The sequence below is a fragment of the Ensifer sp. 22460 genome (genome assembly GCF_052044935.1).
Lineage (GTDB): Bacteria > Pseudomonadota > Alphaproteobacteria > Rhizobiales > Rhizobiaceae > Ensifer.
Window position 1 is genome coordinate 175,890 of sequence record NZ_JBQENZ010000010.1, and the last position, 13,557, is coordinate 189,446.

General features: G+C 62.6%; 15 protein-coding genes. 8 read left to right on the top strand and 7 right to left on the bottom strand.

Annotated elements, in window-relative coordinates; translation table 11 throughout:
* Window positions 1-207: 207 nt before the first annotated feature.
* The 7 genes from ACTJKM_RS15240 to dnaN all read right to left on the bottom strand — a co-directional run bounded on the left by ACTJKM_RS15240 (window position 208) and on the right by dnaN (window position 5,362).
* A complete protein-coding gene (locus ACTJKM_RS15240; protein WP_093236169.1) occupies window positions 208-369 on the bottom strand; it encodes a hypothetical protein in 162 nt (53 codons plus the stop codon).
* Between the two features lie 239 nt (window positions 370-608).
* Window positions 609-1,589: a complex I NDUFA9 subunit family protein gene (locus ACTJKM_RS15245; RefSeq protein WP_057247924.1), complete on the bottom strand. Its 981-nt coding sequence runs from the start codon at window positions 1,587-1,589 to the stop codon at window positions 609-611.
* A gap of 121 nt (window positions 1,590-1,710) precedes the next feature.
* Window positions 1,711-1,998 (bottom strand): DUF1330 domain-containing protein, encoded by a 288-nt coding sequence (locus ACTJKM_RS15250; RefSeq protein ID WP_057247925.1) that lies wholly within the window; start codon window positions 1,996-1,998, stop codon window positions 1,711-1,713.
* A 105-nt stretch (window positions 1,999-2,103) separates the two neighbouring features.
* Window positions 2,104-2,808, bottom strand: a complete 705-nt coding sequence (gene pyrF, locus ACTJKM_RS15255; protein ID WP_058324595.1) for an orotidine-5'-phosphate decarboxylase — start codon at window positions 2,806-2,808, stop codon at window positions 2,104-2,106.
* Window positions 2,809-2,811: 3 nt separating this feature from the next.
* Window positions 2,812-3,399 carry a histidine phosphatase family protein gene (locus tag ACTJKM_RS15260; RefSeq protein ID WP_058324596.1) on the bottom strand — a complete coding sequence of 196 codons (588 nt, stop codon included), beginning with the start codon at window positions 3,397-3,399 and terminating at the stop codon, window positions 2,812-2,814.
* Between the two features lie 4 nt (window positions 3,400-3,403).
* Entirely contained in the window at window positions 3,404-4,006 is a 603-nt protein-coding gene (gene pmtA, locus ACTJKM_RS15265; protein WP_082615696.1) for a phospholipid N-methyltransferase PmtA, read from the bottom strand.
* A 237-nt stretch (window positions 4,007-4,243) separates the two neighbouring features.
* The gene (gene dnaN / locus ACTJKM_RS15270) at window positions 4,244-5,362 is read right to left on the bottom strand and encodes a DNA polymerase III subunit beta (RefSeq protein WP_057247928.1); all 1,119 of its coding nucleotides are present in this window, start codon (window positions 5,360-5,362) and stop codon (window positions 4,244-4,246) included.
* A gap of 252 nt (window positions 5,363-5,614) precedes the next feature.
* Here dnaN and rsmI point away from each other — a divergent pair, with 252 nt between their 5' ends.
* The 8 genes from rsmI to gshB all read left to right on the top strand — a co-directional run bounded on the left by rsmI (window position 5,615) and on the right by gshB (window position 13,484).
* The gene (gene rsmI / locus ACTJKM_RS15275) at window positions 5,615-6,544 is read left to right on the top strand and encodes a 16S rRNA (cytidine(1402)-2'-O)-methyltransferase (protein WP_057247929.1); all 930 of its coding nucleotides are present in this window, start codon (window positions 5,615-5,617) and stop codon (window positions 6,542-6,544) included.
* Window positions 6,534-6,902, top strand: a complete 369-nt coding sequence (locus ACTJKM_RS15280; RefSeq protein ID WP_057247930.1) for a YraN family protein — start codon at window positions 6,534-6,536, stop codon at window positions 6,900-6,902. The genes rsmI and ACTJKM_RS15280 overlap by 11 nt, the downstream gene beginning before the upstream one ends.
* Window positions 6,903-7,063: 161 nt before the next feature.
* A complete protein-coding gene (locus ACTJKM_RS15285) occupies window positions 7,064-8,362 on the top strand; it encodes an extracellular solute-binding protein (RefSeq protein ID WP_057247931.1) in 1,299 nt (432 codons plus the stop codon).
* Between the two features lie 5 nt (window positions 8,363-8,367).
* Window positions 8,368-9,372: an ABC transporter permease subunit gene (locus tag ACTJKM_RS15290; RefSeq protein WP_244495502.1), complete on the top strand. Its 1,005-nt coding sequence runs from the start codon at window positions 8,368-8,370 to the stop codon at window positions 9,370-9,372.
* A 10-nt stretch (window positions 9,373-9,382) separates the two neighbouring features.
* Entirely contained in the window at window positions 9,383-10,225 is an 843-nt protein-coding gene (gene ugpE / locus ACTJKM_RS15295) for a sn-glycerol-3-phosphate ABC transporter permease UgpE (RefSeq protein WP_057247932.1), read from the top strand.
* A gap of 66 nt (window positions 10,226-10,291) precedes the next feature.
* A complete protein-coding gene (locus tag ACTJKM_RS15300) occupies window positions 10,292-11,404 on the top strand; it encodes a sn-glycerol-3-phosphate import ATP-binding protein UgpC (RefSeq protein WP_057247933.1) in 1,113 nt (370 codons plus the stop codon).
* On the top strand, window positions 11,401-12,390 hold the full coding sequence (locus tag ACTJKM_RS15305; protein ID WP_058326251.1) for an endonuclease: 990 nt from the start codon (window positions 11,401-11,403) through the stop codon (window positions 12,388-12,390). The genes ACTJKM_RS15300 and ACTJKM_RS15305 overlap by 4 nt, the downstream gene beginning before the upstream one ends.
* 146 nt (window positions 12,391-12,536) lie before the next feature.
* Window positions 12,537-13,484, top strand: a complete 948-nt coding sequence (gshB, locus tag ACTJKM_RS15310) for a glutathione synthase (protein ID WP_058326252.1) — start codon at window positions 12,537-12,539, stop codon at window positions 13,482-13,484.
* Window positions 13,485-13,557 lie beyond the last annotated feature (73 nt).

Here is a 13,557-nt window from a genome sequence, read left to right on the forward strand (position 1 = left end):
CGCGTTCTGGACGCGCCTTTTTCTTTGACCTCAGTCTTCTTCGAACTCGGATAAGGCCTCAAAAACAAAGCCGCGTGCGTCTCAAGGTGAAACGCACGCGGCCACTGGCCCCCGCCAATAACTCTAACTATGCCCTTCCAAAGCAATTCCAGGAAAAGCGCGAAGCCGCTTTCCGTCCGGAATTGCCTGATCTAAAGGGCGCCGGCCTTAGTTGCCGGAAAGATCGATCGATGCCGTCGTGCACGGATCGACGCCATAGGCCGGCGCGCAACCCTTGCCGCTGCTCGCGACCGTGTTCGGCGCGATGAATGAGCCAGCCAGAATGATCAGTGCCGCAGACGCAAAAAAGATTGCGATCGACTTGCCCATGGACGCTATGCCTTTCGAGATTGCTGCTGCCGCCCGCCGTCATGCCTTGCGATCGGGGCGCGAGGCGGTGTTTAGTCGCTGGATATGACATGATCAATATCAGGACATGTTGAATTTGCGGTAAATGCCATTCGCTTTCTTAACTGCGGCAGAACTGCAACGCTGTTGCCTGGATACCACAGCAAACGGCCGCCCGTGGGTACCGGCGGCCGTTCAAAATAAGATGGGCTTTGCGGCGATCAGGCGCCGCGGCCGCTGCGCGTGTACTGGCCCTGCGGGCGATAGCGCACCAGATAGGTCGGCAGGATCGACTCCAGCATGGTCGGATCGATGCCAATGCCGGCGAACGTACGTCCCTCGGAAACCGCCTTTGCCGAGACGACATTGTCGGATTTCAGCAACACCACCTGGTCGGGGGTGAGCGGCGGCGTGATGAAGGGGACCATCGACGCGATGCTGCCGATGAAGGATGCGACGCCGAAGGGCAGCGAGACGAGCGTGCGCTTGCGGTCGATCGTGTTCAGCATGATCTCGAGACAGTCGCGGAAGCTTAAGACATCCGGGCCGCCGAGTTCGTAGATCTTGCCCTTGGTGATCTTGCCGTCGACGGCGCGCGCCACGGCCTCGGCGACATCGGTCACGTAGACGGGCTGGAACTTGGTGTGGCCGCCGCCGATCAGCGGCAGGACCGGCGAGAAGCGGGCCATGTTGGCGAACTTGTTGAAGAAGCCGTCCTCGGGACCGAAGACGATCGACGGACGCAGGATGATCGCGTCAGGCTTCGTTTCCAGGATCGCCGCCTCGGCGCGGCCCTTGCTGCGGGCGTATTGCGACGGCGAGGAAGCGTCCGCGCCGATCGCCGAAATGTGCGTCAGCGTGGCGCCGACGCTACGTGCCGCTTCTGCCACCGCGCGCGCGCCGAAATCCTGGACGGCGTCAAACGTGTTGCGGCCTTTTTCAAACAGCACGCCGACGCAGTTGATGACGTGGTCGGAGCCTTCGACGGCGCGATCGACGGATTTCCGGTACCGCAGGTTCGCCTGGACAAAGGAGATCTGGCCGACATTGCCGAGCGGCTGCAGGTGGCCGGCAAGGTCGGGCCGGCGAACGGCAACGCGAATGCGGTAGCCGCGCTTGGCGAGTGCGCGCACGACATGACGGCCGACGAACCCGGATCCGCCGAAAATCGTCACCAGCGGCGGAAGGTTGGACAAGGTCATGGGAAACGCACTCCTGATCGCAGAGGAAAGAATTGATTGCTACATAGCCCAACAGCCGCGAGAGGTGAAGGCCAATCCACGCGGCTTGTCGGGTCTGTCGGAAGATGGGGATGCCGGGTCGTCAGACGCCTTCGACGACGACCATCTCCGCGTCGGCGACTTCCTGGCGGATCGCGGCGGCAATCTGGTATTCGGGCGAGTTGTAACAGTCGACCGCTGCCTGCAGCGACGGAAATTCGATGACGACGTTGCGCGCGCGCACGCCGCCCTCAAGGCGATGATGTTCGCCGCCGCGCGCGAGAAAATTCGCGCCGTATTTCTCGAAGGCCGGCTTTGCTGCCGTCACATAATCCTTGTAGCGCTCGGGGTCGCGGACATCGACCCGTGCGATCCAGTATCCCTTGGCCATAGTGAACTCCTCGTCTTGCACCGCTGAAGGCTGACGGGAGACTTACTTCCGGCAAATTTTGATTGAGGTCAAGCGGATCGCGATGGGTTCCTGGCGCCGCCCGCATCAGCGGGCAAGCGCGCCGTTCATTTCCGCGAGAATGGCGCGGGCGGCCGCAAGCGGCTCGGCGGCTGCGACGATTGGGCGCGCGACGACGAGGTGGCTGGATCCGGCCTTCAAGGCTTCGGCCGGCGTCATCACCCGCTTCTGGTCGCCCTTGTCGGCGCCGGCAGGGCGGATACCCGGCGTCACCAGCGCCATGTTCGGTCCGATGATCTTGCGGACCGCTGCGGATTCTTCCGCCGAGCAGACGATGCCGCCCATGCCGGCGGCGCGCGCCTGTTCGGCCCGGCGCAGCACCAGCGTGTGCGGGTCGTATTCGTAGCCGGCATCGATCACGTCCTGCTCGTCCATCGAGGTGAGCACGGTGACGCCGAGGAGGCAGAGATCGGAACCTCTAGCGGCTTCGACGGCCGCCTTCATCGCCTTCGGATAGGCGTGCAGGGTCAACATCGACATGCCCATCTTGACGATGTTCTCGACACCCTTGGCAACCGTGTTGTCGATATCGAGCAGCTTCATGTCGAGGAAGACGTTCTTGCCGCTGGCGGCAAGGTCGCGCGCGAATTCAAGCCCGCCGGCAAAGACCAGCTGATAGCCGATCTTGTAGAAGGAGACGTCGTTCCCGAGCGTCGACACGATCCTCTCGGCATCGGCGATCGTCGGAAGGTCGAGGCCTACGATCAATCTGTCGCGCGCGGTTTCGGTCATCGTCTAGATCCCCTGCCAGTTTTCCATCGGGGTCCAGTCGCATGCGACGGCGCGATCCGCAAGGCGGAAAGCGAAGACGTTGCCGCCGCCACCGCCCTTCTGGTCGGAACTGCGGGCAATCGGCGCGCCAAGCAGCCGGCACTTCAAAAGGGTGCCGACGCCGCCATGGCCGACGAAGGCGATTGGGATCTTGGTGTCGTGCCCTTCGAGGACACGGAACACTGCGTCCGAGATCCGCGTCTGGGCGTCGATCGCGCGCTCCCAGCCCTTAAAACTTTCCGCCGGATGGGCGAAGAACCAGTCGGCCGCTTTCTCGAATTCCGGCGGCGGTAGGAAGCCGGTGGCGGAGCGATCGTTCTCGCCCATGTCATGGTGAATTTCGACCGTCAGGCCGGCGGCATCGGCAAGCAGCTGGGCCGTTTCGATCGCCTTGGTTTCGTCGCTCGAGACGATCCTCCCGAGCGAGCGCACCCACGGCAACGCCGCCGTCAGGGCCGCACGATCGCGGCCAACAGCGGAAAGTTCCCATTGCGGGACGGGCACGTCCGGATCGATCCAGACCTGCGGATGGGTGACGTAGACGCCGAACATCCCGTCAGTGCGCCCGACGATAGACCCAAAGCTGTGCCGGCGGGATGTTGCGCACGACGAAGTCGAGATGCTGGATGCTGTAGCGGTCCGGCATGGCGACGACGGGCGAGAGCGGCCCATAGGAAATCTGCACGACCGGCCGGCCGGCCGGAATGCGCGAGAGCAGGTCGTCGATCAGCTCGACGCGCCGATGCATCGGGAAGTTCAAGAGCGGCACTGCCGAGACGACACTGTCGAAGGTCTGTCCCTTCAGCTCGCCGAGCGTATGTTCCAGATCGAAAGCATCGCCATTGACGAAATTGACGCCGGCGAAGTTGGCCCTGAGCTGGTTATAGAAGTCGGTCGAATATTCGACCGAGACAAGGCTCGATGCGGGCAGGCCGCGTTCCAGAATTGCCTTCGTGATGACACCCGTGCCCGGGCCCAGCTCAAGAACCGGCAGGCCCGAAGCAGGATTGATGACGCTCGCCATTCGGCGCGCGGTTATGGAAGAGGTCGGCAGGATTGCGCCGACAGCCTTGGCATTGCTCATCCATCCCTTGAAAAAGCGAATTTCCTCATCGAACTTCCGTCCGAGCCGTTCCTTCACCTTCACGCGCAAATTCATTGAACCCCTCAAAACCGTCGTCCTCTCCTCATTCGGGCCGCCCGCTGTGATCCCGGCTCGTTGATTCGAGCCGATCCGGGCGGCGGCAATCATAATGTGTCCCCATCTGCGGCAAAAACAAGTCTGTCTGCGCCTGAAAGCGTCGCCTTATCAACAGACGCCGGATGGATCGATCAACAAAAAACCCGTCACGAGCGGGCGTGACGGGTTGGTATTTCGCACCGCGTCAGGCCCGCGTTACACGCGCATCGGCATCAGCACGTAAAGCGCATCCTCGGCAGCAAGATCGCGAACGAGCGTCGGCGAGCCCGGATCGGCCAGCATGAAAATCGCATCGGTGCCGGTCAGCTGCGAGGTGATGTCGAGCAGATACTTGGCGTTGAAGCCGATTTCGAGCGGGTCGTGGTCGTAGCCAACGGGCAGTTCTTCCGTGGCACTACCCGAATCCGGATTGTTGACCGTCAGCGTCATCTGGCCTTCGTTCAGCGCCAGCTTGACGGCGCGGCCGCGCTCCGACGAGATCGTCGAAACGCGGTCGACGGCCTGGGCGAAGGACTGGCAATCGACGCGCAGTTCCTTGTCGTTGTTGGCCGGGATCACGCGCTGGTAATCCGGGAAGGTGCCGTCGATCAGCTTCGAGGTCATGACGATCGAACCCATCGTCAGTCGGATCTTGGCGTCCGAGACTTCGACGGTGACGACGAGGTCCGGGTTGTCGAGCAGCTTCTGCAGTTCGCTGACGGTCTTGCGCGGGATGATGATGCCCGGCATGCCTTCGGAGCCGGACGGGGCTTCAACGTCAGCGCGGGCGAGGCGGTGACCGTCCGTGGCGACGGCGCGCAGCTTCAGTTCGCCCTTGCTCTCGACGGTGTGCACGAAAATGCCGTTGAGATAGTAGCGGGTTTCCTCGGTTGAGATCGCAAACTGGGTGCGATCGATCAACATCTTGAGGTCGGTCGCCTTGAGGCGGAAGGAGTGCGAGAAGCTGCCGGCGGTGAGATCCGGGAAGTCGGACTGCGGCAGGCACTGCAGCGAGAATTTCGAACGGCCCGAGGCAACGGTCATCGCCGTGCCCTCGGCATTGGTGGCGAGCAGCACTTCCGAACCGTCAGGCAGCTTGCGCACGATGTCGTAGAGCAGATGCGCCGGCACCGTGGTGGCGCCCGACTGTTCCACCTGCGCCGGTGTCGCCTCGGTGATTTCGAGGTCGAGGTCGGTCGCCTTCATTTCGAGGCTCGCACCGTCGGAACGCAAGAGCACGTTCGAGAGGATCGGGATCGTGTTTCGCCGCTCGACCACGCGGTGCACGTGGTTCAGCGATTTCAGGAGGTTGGACCGCTCGAGAGTAATGCGCATGGGATGCCGCTTTCAACCATTGCCCGGCAGACGAGGCGTCCGCCTGAGCGTCAACTGCGAGTGTCCCGGCCGACCGACCGGAAATATGTGGACCGGCAAAATGGCAGAAACAGCGCCCGGAACGCAAGGGGTTTAAGGGCTTCTGTCCCCAGATGCAGCGCGCTGGACCATTGCCTTGCCCTTGCCCTGCCCTGCCGGCTCACTCATAAAGACCGGACCGACGCATCGGTGAGCACGATCAGGACGTTACAGGTGGAAAAGCAGAAGACATCGGAAGCATCGGGCGGGCAGAGAGAGCGTAGCTATCGCCTGCACAATGTCAGCGTTCCGGCCCGGCCCCTCGATGCGGCGCTCTATCTGGTGGCGACCCCGATCGGCAATCTCGGCGACATTACGCTGCGCGCACTGGAAACGCTTGCCGGCGCCGATGTGCTCGCCTGCGAGGACACGAGGGTTACGCGCGTGCTGCTCGACCGCTATGGCATCGTGAACCGGCCCTACGCCTATCACGAGCACAATGCCGACGAAGCCGGCCCCCGGCTGCTTGCAGCACTCGCCGAAGGGCGATCGGTGGCGCTCGTTTCCGACGCCGGAACACCGCTGGTTTCCGACCCGGGCTACCGGCTGGGGCAGCTTGCGATCGAAGCCGGTCATCGCGTCGTGCCGATCCCGGGCGCCTCGGCGCCGCTTGCAGCACTCGTCGGCTCCGGCCTGCCAAACGATGCCTTCCTCTTTGCCGGTTTCCTGCCGACCAAGGACAAGGCGAAACGCGATCGCCTCAGGGAATTAGCGGCCGTGCCGGCGACAATCATGTTCTTTGAATCGCCGCACCGCATCGCCGCGACAGTGGCGGCCGCAGCCGAGGTGCTGGGCGAGGGTAGGCGGGCTGCCGTCTGCCGCGAGCTCACCAAGACCTTCGAGGAGTTCCGCCGCGGCACGCTCGGCGAGCTTGCTGCACATTATGGAGAAGCTGGCGCCGTCAAAGGCGAGATCGTGCTCGTCATCGGGCCGCCGGATGCCGCACCCGAGCCGGAAGCGGCCGATGTCGACGCCCTGCTGCTGAGCCTTGTCGCCGACATGCCGGCCGGCAAGGCGGCGACCGAAGCCGCCCGCCAGACGGGCGTGCCGCGCAAGGAGCTCTATGACCGGCTGCTGCAGCTGAAGAAGCGCCATGACGGCTGACGGCAGCGACCGGCGGAAGCTGAAAGCGCTGAGGCGGGGGCAACTCGCCGAATACCGCGCGGCGCTCTGCCTGCTGCTGAAGGGCTACCGCATCGTCGCCATGCGCCATCGCACCAAGCTCGGCGAGATCGACATCATCGCCCGGCGCGGCGATCTCATTGCCTGCGTCGAGGTCAAGGCGCGCCGCTCGGCCGAGGACGGCGTATTCGCGGTGACGGCCACGGCGCAAAAACGCATTCGCGCTGCGAGCGATCTCTGGCTGGCCAGGCAACCGGACTTCAACAGGCTTTCCGTGCGCTACGACATCATCACGGTGACCCCTTGGGGCTGGCCGCGGCATCTGCCGGATGCCTTCTGAACCGGCGCGGGATGAGGGAAAATGATTGCGGTGTTCCGCCCGCATCCCGCCTTGGAACAAAATCGCGAATTTGTAATCGTTCCGACATAAAAGCGTTACGGGCCTGTCATTGAACGTCACTAGTCCAAGCCATCCGCAACCCGGTGGAGAGGGACCAAGTCATGTTCAAGAAGTTTTCATTCGCAGCCCTTAGCTTCGCTTTTTCCGCGACGTCATCATTTGCCGCGACCAATATCACCTGGTGGCACGGCATGGCCGGCCGCAACGGCGAAGTCATCAATGAAGTTTCCAAGAAGTTCAACGAAGCCCAAAGCGCCTGCGCGCTGACCCCGGTTTCCAAGGGCACTTACGAGGAAGCGCTCGCTTCCGGCATCGCCGCATTCCGTTCGGGCGAACAGCCGAACATCCTGCAGGTCTTCGACGCCGGCGCCGCCACGATCATCAACGCCAAGGGCGCGGTCATTCCGGCCGAAGACCTGATCATCAAGGCTGGCCACAACTTCGACCGCAACGCCTTCATTGACGGCGTGCGCTACTTTTACGCCGACAGCGAGGGCAAGTTCGTCGGCATGCCGTTCAATTCCTCCGCGCCGATCATGTACATCAACGACGAGGCCCTGAAGAAGGCCGGCGTCGAAGCGCCGAAGACCTGGGAAGAGTTTGAAGCGGTTGCCCCGAAGCTGAAGGAAGCCGGCTACATCCCGCTCGTCCAGTCGCAGCTCACCTGGCAGTTCACGGAGAACTTCTTCTCCCGCAACAACATCCAGTTCGCCACCAACAACAACGGCTATGACGCCGTCGTCGACACGCAGCTGAAGGTCACCGACCCGAACCTCATCATGATGTTCGACAAGCTCAAGGCCTGGAAGGACGAAGGCTACTTCGCTTTCTACGGCGCCGGCTGGAACGACAACCAGAAGGTCTTCGAAGAAGGCAAGGCTGCGTTCTGGATCGGTTCGTCGGGCTCCTTCGGCGGCCTGCAGAAGACGGCGCAGATGCCGTTCTCGGCAACCTTCCTGCCCTATTGGGGCTCGATCAAGGGTGCCGGCACCAATTCTTTCATCGGCGGCGCGGCACTGTTTGCCATGTCCGGCAAGTCGGATGAAGAGAACAACTGCGTTGCCGACTTCTTCCAGTTCCTGACCTCGCCGGAAATCCAGTACTTCTACCACAAGGCCACCGGTTACGTTGCCATCACCAAGGCAGCCTACGAGCTCGCCCAGAAGGACGGCTACTACAAGGAAAAGCCGGTTGCTGAAGTCGGCATCAAGCAGCTGCTGCTGCCGGCCGGTGACTGGTCGAAGGGCTACCGCCTCGGCTTCTACCCGCAGATCCGCGAAATCATGGAACGCGAATACGGCCGCATCTTCTCGGGCGAAACGACCGTCAAGGACGCTTTCGACACGATCGAAAAGGAAGGCAACGAGCTGCTCGCTCGCTTCGCCAAGACGGCCGGCTGATCTCCATGTCGACCGCGACAGATCTCCTCCCCGCCTCGCGGGGAGGAACCGGAACCCAAACCGGCGGGCGTCGCTTCGGCGCCTTCCGGTTTTTCGGTGGCCAGTCGAAGAGCGGAGGAGAAGGCGTTGCCAAGCGCGTTCAGTTCTCCTCGCCGTTCCTGCCCTACCTCTTCCTCGCGCCACAGCTCGCGATCATCTTCATCTTCTTCTACTGGCCGTCGGTTCAGGCGATCCAGTCGTCCTTCTATCTGGAAGACCCCTTCGGCTTCGGCTCGACCTTCGTCGGCATGACGAACTATACCGACGTGCTGAAATCGGGCGAGTATCTCGGAATCGCCCGCTTCACTGCCGTCTTCACGGCGCTCGTCACCTTCTTCGCGCTGTCGATCGGCTTGCTGCTCGCCGTCAAGGCCGATGGCGTCATCCGCGGCAACGCCGCCTACAAGACGCTGCTCATATGGGTCTATGCCATCGCGCCGCCGGTCGCCGGCCTCATCGGCATGATGTTCTTCGACCAGCATATCGGCCCGATCGTCGAACTCGCCCGCTGGTTCGGCTGGGACATCAAGGTCGGTCTGAATTACTTCGACACCGCCTTTTCCATGGTGGTCGTCTCCGTCTGGAAGCAGATCCCGTATAACTTCATCTTCTTCCTCTCGGGCCTGCAGGGCATCCCGGTCTCGGTGCGCGAGGCGGCGGCGATCGATTGCCGCTCCGGCTTCCGCCGCTTCTGGACGGTGATCCTGCCGCTCTTGGCGCCGACCGCCTTCTTCCTGTTGATCATCAATGTCACCTATGCGCTGTTCGATACCTTCGGCGTCATCGACGTGATGGTGAAGGACAAGGCCGCCAACAACCCGATCACCCTTGTCTACAAGGTCTACATGGACGGTTTCCGCGGCAACGATCTCGGCGGCTCTTCGGCCCAGTCGGTGATCCTGATGCTGATCGTCTTCGTTCTCACCATCTTCCAGTTCCGCTTCATCGAGCGGCGCGTGCACTACAACTGAGGCGGCGCCGATGTATCGCACCAAGATTTTCGACCACGTCATCCTGCTCTTCGGCGTCTTCATCATGGTGGCGCCGGTCGTCGTCGCCTTCATGACCTCGACGCACGAGGCAGCCGATATCCACCGCAATGGCCTCAGCCTCACCTGGGGCGGCCATTTCGTCGAGACCTACCAGACGGTCTTGACCCGTCAAGGCGGCTTCACCGGCAAGATCACCGGCTTCAACATGATGCTGAACTCGATGATCCTCGGCTTAGGTTTCGCCGTCGGCAAGATCGTGCTCTCGATGCTCGCGGCCTATGCGCTGGTCTATTTCCGCTTTCCGCTGGCGACCTTCTTCTTCTGGGTAATCTTCACCACGCTGTTGCTTCCGCTCGAAGTGCGCATCCTTCCGTCCTACGAAGTGATGAACACGCTGAAGCTGACCAACACCTACACCGGCCTGATCGTGCCGCTGCTCGCCTCGGCGACGGGTACGTTCTACTTCCGGCAGTTCTTCAAGTCGGTGCCGGACGAGCTGCTTGAGGCGGCGCGCATCGATGGCGCCGGGCCGTTCAAGTTCTTCATCGACGTGCTCGTGCCACTGTCGCGCACCATGATGGCGGCGATCTTCATCATCATGTTCGTCTACGGCTGGAACCAGTACCTCTGGCCCACATTGATGACCACCGACGAAGGCTTCTTCACCCTGGTTCGCGGCATCAAGCAGATCCTGCTTGTCTGGGTCGGCTCGAACATCCCCGACTACAACGAGGCCTTTGCACTGGCGATCCTCGCCATGCTGCCGCCTGTGATGATCGTCGTGATCTTCCAGCGCTGGTTCATCAAGGGCCTGACCGAAAGCGACAAGTAAGCGGAGTGGAGGCGGGACAACTGTCCCGCCCGCTTCTGAAACGGTACCATTTTAACGGAGGCAGCCATGGCGGCCATTACCATCGCCGAGGTCTCGAAGATCTATCACGGCAATGTCGAGGCGGTGAAATCCGTCTCGATCGATATCGAGGACGGCGAGTTCATCGTGCTGGTCGGCCCGTCCGGCTGCGGCAAGTCCACGCTTTTGCGCATGGTCGCCGGGCTCGAGACGATTTCGAAGGGCACGGTGACCATCGGTTCGCGCGTCATCAACGACGTCGATCCGGCCGAGCGCGACATCGCCATGGTCTTCCAGAACTATGCGCTCTATCCGCACATGACCGTCTACGACAACCTCGCCTATGGCCTGAAGAACCGCAAGACGCCCAAGGCCGAGATCGATGCCCGCGTCGCCGAAGCCGCGCGGATGCTGGAAATCGAGCCCTATCTCGCGCGCAAGCCGCGCGCCCTTTCCGGTGGCCAGCGTCAGCGCGTCGCCATGGGCCGCGCGATCGTGCGCAAGCCGGCGGCCTTCCTGTTCGACGAGCCGCTCTCCAACCTCGACGCCAAGCTGCGCGTCTCGATGCGCGGCGAGATCAAGCGCCTGCAGAAGCGCCTCGGCACGACCTCGCTCTACGTCACCCACGACCAGCTCGAAGCGATGACGCTCGCCGACCGGCTGGTGGTGCTGAACGGCGGCCGGATCGAGCAGATCGGCCGTCCGCTCGACGTCTACCACCGTCCGGCCTCGACCTTCGTCGCGAGCTTCATCGGCTCGCCGGCGATGAACCTGATCAAGGGCCAGATCGAGGGCGGCAGCCTGCAGATCGGCCTCTACAGGATTGAGCTTGGCAGCCGCGCCCCGGTCGAAGGCGCTGTGACCGTCGGCCTGCGCGCCGAGGACCTCCGGCTTGCCGGTGTCGGCGAGGATGCGATGCTGTTCCAGGTCGACTATGTCGAGGAGCTCGGTGCTCAGCGGCTCGTGCACGGCACCATCGAGGGCCAACCTCTGACGATAGCGCTCTCTCCGGAAATGCCGCTTTCCGGTGATCTCGCCGTGACGATTGCCGTCGACCGCCTGCACTTCTTCTCGCCCGAAACCGGCAAGCGGCTGGAACGGGGCACGTCTTTTGCCGGTGATGCACCGGCGCAGAACCTTCGGCTGGAGACGGCATCGTGATCCATGAAGCCGTTGAGCAGCTTGCCGTTCCATCGCTCGAACTGCGTGCAGGATTTGCTTCGATGCTGCGCACCATTGCGGCCCATGACGCCGCCATGGCCGCGCGACCGGAAATGAACAGCATCGAGGTCGGCGCCGCGCCGTCCTCGACCGCGCCGCTCGCCTTTCCCTTCACCGTCGCTGCCTGGAACCTGGAGCGCTGCCTGTTCGCACCGGAAAGTGCTGGACATCTCGCAGCAACCAGGGCCCCAGTCGTGCTGCTATCGGAAATGGACAACGGCATGGCCCGCACCGGCCAGCGCCATCCGACCGCCGAAGTCGCTGCTATACTCGGCATGCAATATGCCTATGGCATCGAATTCATTGAGATGGGCCTCGGCTCCGATACCGAGCGCGCGTTCTGCGAGGATGATTTCAACGCCAGGGGCTTTCACGGCAATGCGCTGATGGCTTCGGTGCCGCTCGGCCGGCCCTTCATGCTGCGCCTCTGGGGCGAGCGTCTCTGGTTCACCGATGGCGAACAGCCGCGTCTCGGCGAGCGTTTCGCGATCGGTGCCGTTATCGAGACCGAGTCAGGCCCCTTCGTCGCCGTCTCCACCCATCTTGAAAGCGCGACGACCGCGGCCTACCGCGAACGCCAGGTCAGGGAATTGATCGATGCGCTCGACGAAGCCTTTCCCGGTCTGCCGGTGCTGATCGGCGGCGATCTCAACACCGGCAACCATGCTGGCGGCGACTTCGAAGCCGAAGGGCTCTTTGCGATGAGCGCTGCCCGCGGCTTCACCCGTCACGGTGGACCACTTGAGGTGATGACCACCCGGCCGAGCCTGATCACCCGTTGGCCGGAGCGCGCGATGAAGCTCGACTGGTTCCTCGCGCGCGGCCTGAAGATCGGCGAAACCAGGATCATTCCCTCGCTCGATGAAACCGGCCGGCCGCTTTCGGATCACGATCTCATCACCTGCGTGGTCGAAGGCTTCGAATAGGCTCAGCTCTCCTTGCCTAAGGCACGCCCGCATTCTACATGTCGAGGGCTTTTCCAGTGCGGGAGAGGGCAGCGGTTTTCTCGTCCTCTTCCGTTCTGACGATTTGAAATCGATCACGCTTGGCGTGATCCACAGGGGACGGGAAGATGGCGAAAATCGTCAATGTCGGGGTCCAGATGGACCATGTGTCGGGCATCAATATTGCGGGTGATTCTACCTTCGCCATGAGCCTCGAGGCACAGTCGCGCGGCTACCGCCTTTTCCACTACACGCCCGAAAAACTGTCGCTGCGCGACGGCAAGGTCTATGCGAGCGTGCAGCAGATGACGCTGCGCGACGTCAAGGGCGATCACTTCACGCTTGGCGAAGCCGAACGCGTCGATCTGTCGACCATGGACGTCATCCTGCTCCGCCAGGATCCGCCCTTCGACATGGGCTACATCACCTCGACGCATCTTCTGGAACGCCTGCATCCGAAGACGCTGGTCGTCAACGATCCGGCCTGGGTGCGCAATTCGCCGGAGAAGATCTTCGTCACCGAATTCGCCGACCTGATGCCGAAGACGCTGATCACCCGCGACCCCCAGGAGATCGCCAGCTTCCGCCAGGAGATGGGCGACATCATCCTGAAGCCGCTCTACGGCAATGGCGGCGCCGGTGTCTTCCATTCGACCCGTGACGACCGCAACCTGTCTTCCCTTCTGGAAATGTTCGGCCAGATGTTCCGTGAGCCCTTCATCGCCCAGGAATACCTGCCGGCGGTGCGCAAGGGCGACAAGCGCATCCTGCTCGTCGATGGTGAGCCGGTCGGCGCCATCAACCGCGTTCCGGCCGAACATGATGCGCGCTCCAACATGCATGCCGGCGGTCGGCCGGAGGCGACCGAGCTTACGGCGCGCGAAAAGGAAATCTGCGCCCGCATCGCTCCGGCGCTGAAAGCCCGCGGCTTCCTCTTCGTCGGCATCGACGTCATCGGCGACTACATGACCGAGATCAACGTCACGTCGCCGACCGGCATTCGCGAAGTCAAGAAGTTTGGCGGCGCCGATGTTGCGAGCCTGCTCTGGGACGCGATCGAGCGCAAACGCGCCTGATCCGGCGCTTCCGGTAGAACCTGTCTCCAGATGACGGAGATTGCCGCGGGCTTCCGCCCGCGGCTGCGGGGTT